The 11,986-nt window shown below is 65.4% G+C and carries 9 protein-coding genes and 1 tRNA gene; 4 read left to right on the forward strand and 6 right to left on the reverse strand.

Translation table 11 applies throughout. From position 1 onward, the window contains the following. Positions 1-205 precede the first annotated feature (205 nt). Genes GLR48_RS09705 through GLR48_RS09715 form a run of 3 tightly spaced genes read right to left on the reverse strand, consistent with a single transcriptional unit; the run spans position 206 to position 3,182 of the window. Positions 206-1,678, reverse strand: coding sequence for a PhnE/PtxC family ABC transporter permease (locus GLR48_RS09705; protein ID WP_237061065.1), 1,473 nt, complete (start codon positions 1,676-1,678; stop codon positions 206-208). Continuing rightward, complete coding sequence (locus GLR48_RS09710; protein WP_237061066.1) at positions 1,675-2,334, reverse strand: ATP-binding cassette domain-containing protein; 660 nt, start codon at positions 2,332-2,334, stop codon at positions 1,675-1,677. The genes GLR48_RS09705 and GLR48_RS09710 overlap by 4 nt, the downstream gene beginning before the upstream one ends. Then, positions 2,334-3,182 (reverse strand): putative selenate ABC transporter substrate-binding protein, encoded by an 849-nt coding sequence (locus GLR48_RS09715; RefSeq protein ID WP_237061067.1) that lies wholly within the window; start codon positions 3,180-3,182, stop codon positions 2,334-2,336. The genes GLR48_RS09710 and GLR48_RS09715 overlap by 1 nt, the downstream gene beginning before the upstream one ends. Positions 3,183-3,446: 264 nt before the next feature. Between GLR48_RS09715 and GLR48_RS09720 the strand changes: the two genes are divergently transcribed. Then, positions 3,447-3,523, forward strand: a tRNA-Arg gene (locus tag GLR48_RS09720). Between the two features lie 100 nt (positions 3,524-3,623). Here the strand turns inward: GLR48_RS09720 and GLR48_RS09725 are convergent. Both GLR48_RS09725 and GLR48_RS09730 read right to left on the reverse strand, forming a co-directional pair. After that, the gene (locus GLR48_RS09725) at positions 3,624-6,290 is read right to left on the reverse strand and encodes an ATP-binding protein (protein WP_237061068.1); all 2,667 of its coding nucleotides are present in this window, start codon (positions 6,288-6,290) and stop codon (positions 3,624-3,626) included. Positions 6,291-6,385: 95 nt separating this feature from the next. Then, positions 6,386-6,580: a hypothetical protein gene (locus GLR48_RS09730; RefSeq protein WP_237061069.1), complete on the reverse strand. Its 195-nt coding sequence runs from the start codon at positions 6,578-6,580 to the stop codon at positions 6,386-6,388. Between the two features lie 196 nt (positions 6,581-6,776). Between GLR48_RS09730 and GLR48_RS09735 the strand changes: the two genes are divergently transcribed. The 3 genes from GLR48_RS09735 to GLR48_RS09745 all read left to right on the forward strand — a co-directional run bounded on the left by GLR48_RS09735 (position 6,777) and on the right by GLR48_RS09745 (position 10,545). Beyond that, positions 6,777-7,457: an iron-containing redox enzyme family protein gene (locus GLR48_RS09735; RefSeq protein WP_237061070.1), complete on the forward strand. Its 681-nt coding sequence runs from the start codon at positions 6,777-6,779 to the stop codon at positions 7,455-7,457. Positions 7,458-7,470: 13 nt separating this feature from the next. Further along, a complete protein-coding gene (locus GLR48_RS09740) occupies positions 7,471-9,606 on the forward strand; it encodes a S41 family peptidase (RefSeq protein ID WP_237061071.1) in 2,136 nt (711 codons plus the stop codon). Positions 9,607-10,140: 534 nt separating this feature from the next. Further along, on the forward strand, positions 10,141-10,545 hold the full coding sequence (locus tag GLR48_RS09745) for a (R)-mandelonitrile lyase (RefSeq protein WP_237061072.1): 405 nt from the start codon (positions 10,141-10,143) through the stop codon (positions 10,543-10,545). 307 nt (positions 10,546-10,852) lie between these two features. Here the strand turns inward: GLR48_RS09745 and GLR48_RS09750 are convergent, their stop codons facing one another. Then, entirely contained in the window at positions 10,853-11,935 is a 1,083-nt protein-coding gene (locus GLR48_RS09750; RefSeq protein WP_237061073.1) for a zinc-binding dehydrogenase, read from the reverse strand. Positions 11,936-11,986 lie beyond the last annotated feature (51 nt).

Here is an 11,986-nt window from a genome sequence, read left to right on the forward strand (position 1 = left end):
CCGGGTACATCGGGCAGTCCGTAGGATTGGCCCGTTTCCGGTCACATCTGCAGATCGTCCGGCCGTCCGGTTGCGGGTTGAAACGCGACCGGGACAGGCAAAGTTCCTCTTCATGTCGGACGAGGATCGTTTGCGCGGCGCGACACACTGTCCGGGGGACGTGGTGGCGGCGTGAACTCCGGTGCGGGTGAGGAATTGCGCAGGGTCAGGACGCCACGGCGCGCGATGCCTCGATCCGCAGGGCGGGGCCGTCCTGCATGGCGCGGCGCAGGCGACGTGACAGCGTGTCCACCGCCAGTGTCAGCGCGACTGACACCACCAGAAGCGCGATCACCCGGTCCATCCGCAGCGTCTGCACATTACTCTGGATGTAAAATCCCAAGGTGCCGATTCCCAGCAGGCCCATGATGGCGCTGTCGCGCAGAATGATCTCCCACCGATAAAGGCAAAGCGCCCAGAACGATGGCGTCAGACGCGGCAGCAGATCCCACGCCCAAAGCGTCAGGCCCCGCGGCGCGTCTGGACGCTGCGGCAGGCCGCGCGCCTCGCGGCCCAGCAGATGCGCGATGATCGCGCCGTTGTGAAGCCCGAGCGCCAGGGCGGCCGGCAACATCGACGGCCCGAGGATCTGCAACAACACGAAGGCCAGCATGTAATCCGGGATCGATCGCAGGACGACCAGAACACCGTGCCCCACCAGCGCACCCGCCCGGCCCACGATGCGCGGCACGATGGCCGGAAAGGCCAGCGCGGCCAGCACTGCCGCCCCGGCCAGCGCGATCTGCGACAGCACCAGCGTCGCGACCGACCCCGGCAGCGCCTGCGCGACGAAGACCTTGTGCAGCCAGTCGCCCCAGTCCGCACCGCTGCGCAGCGGTGCGGGCACGATGTCGGTCAGGAACCGCAGCACGGTACCATCGCCCATAGGCGGCACGGCGACCGTCATCAGTGCGGCGACAGAAGCGAGAAGGAACACCGGCACCAGCCGCCAGATCATCCAGATCCGCAAGGGCAGGATCAGCGCCAGAAACAGCGCCAGAACCGCGACGGCCTGCCCGTACTGCGCCTGCTTGAACGCCGTCTCCAACTGGAACCCCAGCGTCGGCAAACCGATGAAACCCAGCACGGCAGAGGACCGCAGGCCACATTCCAGACGGTACAGGGTATAGGTCTGCATCTGTGGCAAGGCCTGTGGCAGTTGCACCCACAGCAGCCGGGTCAGGCGCGGCACCGTCCCCGGCAGGCGGGCCGCGGCGGGCGTGTCGTCGAGGTATTCCGAAAAGACCTTGGCGAAAATCCCCGCGTAGGGCAGCCCGATGGCCAGCACGCCGGTCAGCGGCGACAGGCCCGTGACGCTGAACAGCAGCAAGGCCCAGAATAGCTCGTGCACCGCACGCAGGCAGATGCAGGCCAGCCGCACCGGCGTCACGGCATAAAACGGTGCCAGCAACAGGCCCGCCACGGCGCCAAGGGCGACGCCGCAGAATGCGAAGGCGACGGTCAACGCCGCAGCCCAGAGCATGCCGCCGGGATCGCTGAAATCCGGGTGCAGCACGCCGCGCCCGATGGCCGCCAATGTCATCCACGGATCGGGCCGTGCGGCACTCAGGTCCGCCAGCCACAGCGCCGCGACCGTCGCCAGCCCAAACCCCGCCAGAACGTCGCGACGGCGGATCATCGGTAAAGCGCCAGCAGGTCGGCCTCGGTCAAATCGCCTGCAGGCGCGTCGACGGCGATGCCCCCGGCCCGCAGGCCGACGATGCGCGTGGCGACCCGCAGCGCCTGATCCACATCGTGCAGCGCCAGGATCGAGGTCTTGAACCGTGCGCCCAGATGATCCAGCAGCGCCGCCCCCTGCGCGGGATCCAGCGCCGTCACCGGTTCGTCCCCCAGCACCACGGCGCCACCGCGCAGCAGCGCGCGCCCCAGCGCCACGCGCTGGCGCTGCCCGCCGGACAGTTGCGCGACACGGCGCCGCCCCATTCCGGACAGTCCGACGATGTCGAGTGTGTCTTCGACCCGCGCCCGCTCTGCCCGGCGCGGCCAGAGCAGACAGCGCAGGTTTTGGGCCGTGCCGTGATCGTCCAGCACGCCCATCCAGATGTTGTGAAAGACCGACAGGCTGCCGACCAGCCCGTGATCCTGCGGCACCAGTGCGGTGCGCAGGGCCATCCGGTCGTGCAGCGTGGCCAGCAACGTACTTTTGCCCACGCCGCTGCGCCCCAGCAGAACGATACGCTCGCCCGCCTCGATCCGCAGGGTCACGCCCCGCAGCACCGCCTGCCCACCCCAGCCCAGCGTCTGGTCCGTCAGCGCGACAAGCGGCGGTGTCATCAGTCGATCAGGTCCAGCGCCCGCGCCGTGTCGACGATCGGCTGATACAACGCGTCGTCGGCGGCAATGAAGGCGCTCCGGGGGAACGATGCCAAAAGATTGGGATCGTCCATCGCGATCAGCGCGGCCTGTACCTTGTCCGCAAACCCGGCACCGAACCGGGCATCGACATCGCCACGGATCGTCCAGTTGTAGTCGGGGTAGGGCGGGGTTTGCCAGATGATCGTTGTGGCCGCAGCCTCGGGGGTGCCATCGGCGACGGCGGTGTCGTAGACCGCATAATTCAGCGCACCAACCTCATAGGCACCGGACGCGACCAGTCGCAGCGTCTGACCGTGGTCGCCGGAAAAGCCGACGGCACTGAACAGATCGGACGGCGCCTCGCCCGTTGCCTCGCGGATCCAGTATTCCGGCATCAGACGACCAGAGGTCGAGGTTTCGGCCCCGAAGGTAAAGCTGCGCTCTGCCAGATCCGGAAAATCCTCGGTTCTGGTCAGACCGGTGTCGGTGTTGGCGATGAAATAGGTGACGAAGGTCTCGTCCTCCGCCCCCTGCGCAATCGCGTGGCTATCGGGCACGGCAATGCGTGCCTGCACGCCCGACAGCCCGCCGAACCAGCCCAGCTGGATCTGGTCGTTGGCGAAGGCGGTCACGGCGGCGGCATAGCTTTTCACCGGCACGTATTGCACATCGACGTCCAGTGCCTCTGACAGATAGTCGGCCACCGCGCCGAAGCGTTCGACCAGCCGTGATTCGTCGTCGTCGGGGATGGCCGAGAAATAGAGTGTTTGCGCCGCGGCAGACTGACCAGCCATGATCGCAAGCAGACAAACGAATAGTGTGCGCATCGTCGCGAACTCCTGATAATTGCCGCCGTTGCCTAGCGGAATGCCTCAGCATTGACCATGCCCGGCCAAGCTCAATCCTGAACAGCAGCCGGTGTTCCCGCCGCAATCGTCGTCTGTGTCCGTGGTGAGGCAACACGGGTCATGGACCGCCACGATCCGCGGCAACCTGCCGTCAATGACCTGCAGGGGCGACTCGAAAGGACAGTCCGCTGAAATGGCACGAGGCATTGCGCCGCAAATTTCGAGCGGGTATCAGACCCTACCGGTCCCGTAGCTCAACCGGATAGAGCACCTGACTTCTAATCAGGATGTTGGGGGTTCGAGTCCTCCCGGGATCGCCACGACGGCACGGATGCAAAGCCCGTTGTTTGAATACTCATGCGAAAACAGCGGTCCTTTCTGGCAAGTCCAAGCTGTTCGGCGTCGTGTATCTGCACGGGGTCAGGATACTGCAGCCAAACGGCGCGCGATCACGACGGCTTCGGCTTGCGTCAGACCCGCACCCTCGCGCACCAGCGCGGAAGAAGCGTCGCCAAGGACCTGCGCCACCTCGGCCTCGTACCTCTGGAACTCGGCCTCGTCACTTGGCTCGAAGGCCGCACCGGCGCGTTCCAGAAGCGCGCGTGTCGCGCCCAGCAGGCGCGCGGCTTGGGCATGTTCGCCCCGCACGACCCCGACACCGCCCATCCCCATCAGGTACAGCAGCACGAGAATGTGGTAGCCGTTCGTCCCGGCCAAGGCATAGGTCCGGTTCAGCAGGGTCACGGCGTCTTCCCAGCGTCCCTCTCTCAGGCGAAAATGTGCGAGGTTCTGCAGGATACCGCCGGGCCACCACGTGTTGCCCAGCCGCTCTAGAATGGTCAGTGCCTCGTGATAGCAGGACTCGGCGGTCGCGACATCGCCGCCATAGCGGGCGCCTTCGCCAAGCGCGACCAGCGCGATGGCGACACCCTCGTCGTCCGCGTTCGCCTTGGCGGCCTCCAGCGAGGCCATGATCATCTCCGGCCCCGCCGGGAACTGGCCGGAGGCGGCGAGGGTGATGCCGTAGGTCGCCTTTGCACGCCCATGCTCGTGCGCCTGTCCGTGATCGGCATAGAGGGCATGCGCCATTTCGCAGCTTTCCAGCGCGCCTTCGTAATCGCCCGAAAAGATGCGGAACCAGCCGGCGACGTCGTGGATGATCGCCTTGGCGCGGCCATCGGGCTGGGTCTTGGCCTGCGTCAGCGCCGCCTCGATCCAAGTCCGGCCTTCGGAATAGAGGCCCTGCGGGATCCAGAACCACAACAGACCGCGCAGCAGATCGGCGGTCAGATCGGCGGTCGGCTGCTGTGTCGCCCAGCGCAGGGCCGCCCGCAGATTGGCCATTTCGTCATGCAGCCGGGTCACCGCCGCGCGTTGCGCCGCGCCGACCAGATCGTCCGCCAGTGCGACCACCATGTCGCGGTAATGCGCGGCGTGTCGCGCGCGCAAGGTGTCGGCATGGTGTCCGCTTTCCAGTTCGTCGGTGACGAAGCTGCGGACCGTTTCCAGCATGCGCAGGCGGGTCTCGCCGCTGACCTCGTCCTCTCGCAACAGACTGCGGTTCAGGAGGGAGACGATCAGATCGAAGGTATCGGCGCCCACATTGTGATCGGCACAGACGGCCACTGCAGAATCGACGGTGAAGCCGCCGCCGAACACGGACAGAGCGGCCAGGGCCTGCTGTTCCGGTGGGTCCAGCAGGTCATAGCTCCATGCAATCGTGTCACGCAGGGTGCGGTGCCGTCCCTCCTCGTCGCGGCGACCGCCAGCCAGCACGTCGATACTTTGTTCCAGCCGGTGGTCGATCATCTGTGGCGTCATCAGACGAATCCGCGAGGCTGCCAGTTCGATTGCCAGCGGCAGGCCGTCCAGCTGGTTGCAGATCGACAGCACGGATTGCAGGTTTTCGGCGGTCAGCGCAAAGCCCTTGCGCGCGGCAGCGGCGCGTTCAACGAACAGGCGCACGGCCGGATAGGACAGGGCGGCGTCGGCCCCGATGGACGCGTCGACCGGCGGGGACGGCAAGAGGCCCACGTCGTAAAGCTGCTCGTGCCTGATGTTCAACGGCTCCAGACTTGTCACGAGGATTTTCAGATCGGGGCAATCGGCCAGCAGGTTGCCCACGGTGCCTGCGGCCTCGATCACGTGTTCCATGTTGTCGAGCACGAGCAGGGTGGGCCCCTGGGTCAGGGCGGCGCGCAGGCTGCGGTCGAGCGGCATGCCGGGGAATTCACGCACGCCCATCGCTTGCGCGATCGCGATCGGGACCATCGCCGGGTCCTGAATGGGGGCGAGGGGCACGAAGAACACGCCCGACGGAAAGTGATCCAGCAGTCCGTGCGCGGTTTCCAGCGCCAGCATGGTCTTGCCCGCACCGCCGGGTCCCGTCAGGGTCACCAGCCGGGTTGCGTCCTTGCTGAACAGGTGGTGCAGCACGGCCATTTCGTCATCGCGGCCGATGGGCAGGTTATTCGACGTCGGCAGATTGTTCGGACTGTTGCGGTTCGTCTTGATCGATGCCGCGATATCCTCCAGCCCGTCGATCGTCAGCATGTAAAGGTGTTCGGGATACCGCAGATCCTTGAGGTAATGCAGCCCGAGGTCTGCGGCCGACACGCCGTTCGGCAGGCCGTCCGGCCCGATGGCGGACAGCAGCGAGGCAGAGATCAGCACCTGTCCGCCGTGTCCGGCGGCGCTGATCCGGGCGGCGCGGTGCACGTCCAACCCCCGGTAGCCCTGTTCGGGTGAATAGCGGACCTCTCCCAGATGCAGGCCCATGCGGACCCGCAACGGCATGTCGCCGGGCCAGTCCTGCCGGGCCAGCGCCTTTTGCGCCGCCACCGTCGCGGCAAGGGCCCGTCCGGGATCAGAGAAGACCGCAAAGAACGAGTCTCCGGCGGTGCTGACTTCGGTGCCGCCGTGGGTTTTCAGGACCTTGCGGATCACTGTGTTATGCAGCGTCAGTGCGGCGTCATATGCCGGCCCCAACCGCTGCAGCAGCCGCGTCGATCCCTCGATATCGGTGAACAGCAACGACAGTTCCAACTGACGTTCGGATGGTTCAGCGGTCGCACTGACCGGCGTCATGATCTGTAGTCCCGTCACGTTCAGTCCAATCCCGTCTGCCCCGCGCGGCGACTTGCTCGCCGCGCCGGAGGACATCTTGCAAGCGGCGGTGCTGCCTAGAAAAAGCCGCCTTCGCTCGACGGCTTCAGGGGATGCTTCGACCCCAGCAGGTCGCGCGCCTTGATCAGTGCCTTGACCTCGTCATCCGACAATTCGGAATTCAGGGCCCGGTGGTGCTCCTCTGTCATCTCGCTCGTGTCCAGAACGCCGGCTTCCTGCAATTTCGTGACGTTCGATTTTTCTTCGGACATGCTCATGCTCCCTTTGAAATCAATGTGATTGGAAAACGGATCAGCAAAGACTTTGTAAAACAACCGCTTGATGCCTCGGTGACAAGGCCGGTCGGTACAGGCCGGTCGCATGCGGCCAACGCAATATCGCTGCGTCAAAGATTAACATACATTAATCTTCCAAAAATGTGTATATATTCAAAAGGGGAGTGAGACGATGGATGGAACCACCCGACCGGCCAGCGTGCAGATCCGCACCAAGCTCGAGATGTTCCGGACCGGACTGGGACAATCCTTTGCCGAGGTCTGGGCCCGCGACGATCTGAACGTGGCCTATCCGGCCTTTCTGGGCATGGTCTACCAGATCATCCGTGCCAGCGTCCCCCTGATGGAAGCTGCCCGCTTGGAGGCGGAACGGCGCAGCGGCGCGGATGCCATCTGCGGACCGCTGGCCGCCTATTTCGCCAAGCATATCCCCGAAGAGCGGCACCACGACGTCTGGACGCTGGAGGATCTTGGCGCGATCGGCCAGGATACCGATGCGATCGCCCGGGCGATGCCGAAGGCGGACGTGGCCCAGATGGTCGGCGCGCAGTATTACTGGATCCATCACCACCATCCGGTCGCCTTGCTGGGCTATATTTCCGTTCTCGAAGGGCAGCCGCCGTCCGTTGCACATATCGACCGGGTGCAGGCGCGCAGCGGTCTGCCAGACGCCGCGTTCCGCACCTATCGCTATCACGCGGGTGTCGATCCCCATCACAAGGACGATCTGGACGCGCTGCTGGACAGCCTGCCGCTGACCCAGCGCGAGATTGGCTGGATCGGCGTTTCTGCCATCCAGACCCTGCAAAGCTATAAAATCTGCGTGGACAGGCTGCTCGACGATCTGGATTGAACGGAGGCGCATCATGTACGAGCGACAGGACCTCGACCTTGCGGCACTCGATGCGGCGCTGGTCTCGCTCGGGCAGATCCTGACCGTCGAAGAGGCCGAGGCGATGGCGGCCACGATGACACCGGACGAGCGTCTGCAAACGATAGATCAGGCCATCCGCGTGATTGCGGACCTCTATGTCCATCTGCCGATGAAGCGGCCCCGTTACGCGGTCGATCCTGTCGCCACGTTGCGCCTGCTGCGCCGGGAATCGCCGGTCCTGCCCGACGACATCTTTCAAAGCCGCCTGATCGCCATCCTGGATTCGCTGCGGGACGTGCATCTGGCCTATACGCCGCCTGCGCCCTACGACGCGCTGGTGGCGTTCCTGCCGTTCCTGATGGAAAGGACGGGCAGGTCCCTTGACCCTGCGGCCCGATTTTACGTCACGCGGCTGGTCGCAGAATTTGCCCACCCCACGTTTCGTCCCGGGGTCGAGATCATCAGCTGGGACGGCACACCCATTCAGCGGGCCTTGGGGCAGATGGCCGACGTCGAGGGTGGCAACAACCACTACTCCCGTGCGGCACTGGCGCTGCAGTTCATGACCGTGCGCTGGCTGGGGTCGAACCGCCTGCCGGATGCCCGCTGGGTGGCGGTGGGATACCGGGGCGAAGATGGCAGGGCCTACGAGATACGCATGCCGTGGCGTGTCCTGAACATCGACGCCGACGCCGGTTTCATGTTCGGGTCGCAGGCGGTGTGGATGCTGGAAGACATGGCCGCAAAGGTCGAAGATGAGGCACCTGTCGTCTTGCGCCGGGCGCCGGGAATCAGAAGCGTCTCCCTGCGTTCTCAGGTCGAGACGAAAACACGGCGGCGGTTGTTCAGGACAGGCGTGACGCGGGACACCGACCTTATCTATGCCGAAGACGCACCCGCCCGACGCGAAAACCGGCAGAAACTGGGTCGCGCCATCGCGGAGGGCACGAAAGGCGCAGACCTTTTGGCGATTGCGCCGGATCTGACCTCGACCCTGCCGCGCCATTTTGAGGCCGAGATCATCGCAAGCGACGACGGGCGGTCCTATGGCTATATCGGCATCCGGTCGTTCGAGCATCAGGACTGGCTTGAATTCGCGGCAGAGTTCCGGCGGCTGCTGGCCCTGATGCCGGCAAGCGGGCTTGCCATCGACGTGCGCGGAAACCCCGGAGGGGTCATTCAGTGCGCAGAGGGCATCCTGCAGTTCATCAGCCCCTGCCGCATTCAGCCACTGAAGTTCCAATGTCTGGGCACCGAGATTTCGCGGCTGCTGGCCGATCCGGCGGGCGGCGGCGTTGCAGCCCCGATCGAGGAGGTTGTAACGGCGGAAGACGGCTGGGTCCGGGCGGTCGATATCGCCATGGCCACCGGTGCGATCTATTCCCACAGCATCGCGCTCAGCGATGCCGATCACACCAATGTCTTCGGTCAGGAATACTATGGCCCTTGCGCCGTCGTCATCGATGCGACCAGTTTCAGCTCTGCCGAGATGTTCGCGGCCGGGTTTCAGGATCACGGTATCGGTCCGGTGATCGGCGCGGATCCGACGACGGGCGGTGCAGGCGCGAATTGCTGGACCTTCGACCAGTTGACCGGGCTCGGTCCGGCCGCGGACGCGCTTTTGGGAATCCTGCCACTGCCCAGCGGGGCGCGAATCCGTTTTTCCGCGCGGCGCTGCGTGCGGATCGGTCCCAGCGACGGCGTCCCGCTGGAGGAACTGGGCGTCTCTGCCGATCTGATCCATGATCCGACGCCGCGGGATCTGCTGGACAATAACGCCGACCTGAAGGCGATGATCTGCACCACGCTCGCCGGTCTTCAGGCCACATCGCTCGACGTGACAGCGCAGGCCGACGCGCAGGGCCTGCACCTTTGCATTTCAGGTGCGCCGATTGACCGGGTGGATGTGATCATCGATGGCCGGATCCTCGCCAGCCTCGACTATGCGGCGGCGCCGCTGTCTGTGACCCTGGCGCTGCCGTCCGCGCCGTCGGCCGGCCCCGTCGCAATGCGCGTCGAGGCCTATCGCCGGGGCCATGTCGTGGCCAATCACTGTGCCCTGCTGCGAAGGCCGCCAGCCAGCCCGTGCGAGTCGGAAGTGTCCGGGGCTCAGGCCCAGAACGCGTGACCCGGACCGTCTGACTGAGCGCCAGATGTCTGAGTGACCGCCGCCGCGGGACGGTCGAATGGCGTCGCGTCTTGCTCACGCGGCCGCCGTCGCACACACAAGACGGCATCGCCCGTTAGAGCAATCATCGCAATGGCTCAGGCCATCATCGGCGAGCCTTTCGGAGACGCAAGTGAGGTTGATGAAGCCTCAGGTGTTATCCCAGAAATTCCCTTCCATCCGCAGCGTCCCAATCGAAAGGTCTGCCAATGAAACCACCTCTCGGGATCAGGCTGGCAAATTGCATGGAGGGGGGAACCCGTGGGTGTGGGATGCGCTGCAGAACGATGAGACGAGCCCTTTCCGACTCCCGGCGCAAACTGACACCTGGGCGCGACGACGACAGTACTGCCGGACCGCATGTATCGCAGGGACATCAGATGCGGCGGGTCGCCGGCTTATCGCTCGGACGATCTGATGGCGTGGCGCGTCGTACAGGGTTTACATTGGACCGCTCCGGTAGCGATGATGGCCGCACCCCATCAGGACATCACCATGAAGATCACTGCCCGCGCCGACCTTCCCGTCAAGCCTGCCAACAGCGCCTGGTTCACCGGCGATGTCATGATGAGTCCGCTGTTTCACGACGATGCACCGTCCCGTGTGGCCGGGGCAGAGGTGACCTTTCAGCCCGGCGCCCGCACCAACTGGCACACCCACCCACTGGGCCAGATCCTGATCGTCACGCAAGGCGAGGGGCGGGTGCAGCGGGAGGGTGGTCCGGTCATGGCGATCAGCGCGGGCGACGTCATCCGCTTTGCCCCCGACGAGCGGCACTGGCACGGCGCGGCACCCGACACTAGCATGAGCCATATCGCGATCCACGAAGCGGTGGACGGCAGCGCCGTGACATGGGCTGAGCCGGTCACCGATGCGGACTACGCAGGTGAGAGTGGGTGAGGGTCGCGGGGCGCCGGGCAGTGACCGCATTTTCGAGCCGTGATTGACCCGGTTGACCCCATTGGAGCCTCCGACGGGCGTTCATCTTTTAAAGTGAATGCGGATCGCAGAGGGGCCGCCGCAGGGCGATTTACTTGGCTGTCCGTTTTTCCGAGGCCAGATCGTTGGTTTTGCCGCGGCGGTGATGGTCGTGTCCATGGCCACCCCGATCATGCCGCGACCGGTTCAGTCCGGCGCGGGGCAAGGGGAGGATCGATGCCGACGACTTTCAGGCCCCTGTGGCAGCCTATGACATGCCGTCAGGCCGTCAGTCGAATACGATGACGTTGCGCTTGGCAGCACCCGTCTTGGTGTCGGCGATGGCCTCGTTGATCTGGTCGAGGGGCCAGGTTTTGCTGACCAGTTCATCCAGTTTCAGACGATCCTGACGGTAAAGGTCGACGAGCCACGGGATGTCGCGCGCGATGACGACGTCACCCATCTTGGACCCGATCATGCCCTGTCCGGTGGCGGCGATCATGACCGGTTCATAGGTGGACGTGGCCCCCGAATGCGGCATCCCCACCATGATGACCTTGCCGCCCATCGCAAGGTATTGCGGCGCCGTGTCGTAGGCGGGGATCGCACCCACGGTTACGACGACGACGTCGGCGCCTTTGCCCATCGCCTTCTTGGCGACGCGCCAAGGCTTCTCCTCGGTCGCCAGCACGCCGTCGGTGGCGCCGAAGTCGCGGGCGATAGCGAGCTTTTCTTCAGTCATGTCGACGGCGATAATGCGGCGGGCGCCCGCGATGCGCGCCCCCTGGATGGCGTTCAGGCCGACGCCGCCGGCCCCGATCACGACGACGTCCTGCCCGGCGCGCAACCCGGCCGCGTTCACCACGGCGCCGACACCGGTGATGACACCGCAGGCCAGCAGAGAAGCCGAGACCATGTCCATGTCGGCGGGCAGCTTCACGATCTGGCTCTGGTCGACCACGACCCGTTCGGCAAAAGCGCCGCTGTCCATCGCCTGGACGATCGGACCGCCGTCCAGCGTCGTCAACGGGCCGTCATAGCGCGGCGGGGTGGCGCAAAGCACGGGCATTCCGCCGCCGCAGGTCGCACAGGTACCGCAGGCGCGGATCAGCGTCACGACCACCGGATCGCCGACCGCGACGCCCCGGATCCCCTCGCCGATGGCGGTGACGTGTCCCGCCGCCTCATGGCCAAAGATCGCCGGCAGTTTGCCGCCCCAGGCGCCTTCGGCAAAATGGATGTCCGAATGGCAGATGGCACAGGCCTTCAGTGTGACCTCGACCTCGCCCATGCCGGGCGCGCGCAGGTTGACGGTCTCGATCTGCAGCGGGGCCCCGTGGGCGTGACAGACGGCGGCCTTGATCTGGGTCATGGGTGTTCTCTCGGGCTGATTTCTGCGCCCATCCTGTGTCGGCAGAAAGGC

Source organism: Loktanella sp. M215 (assembly GCF_021735925.1).
Classification (GTDB): Bacteria; Pseudomonadota; Alphaproteobacteria; order Rhodobacterales; family Rhodobacteraceae; genus Loktanella.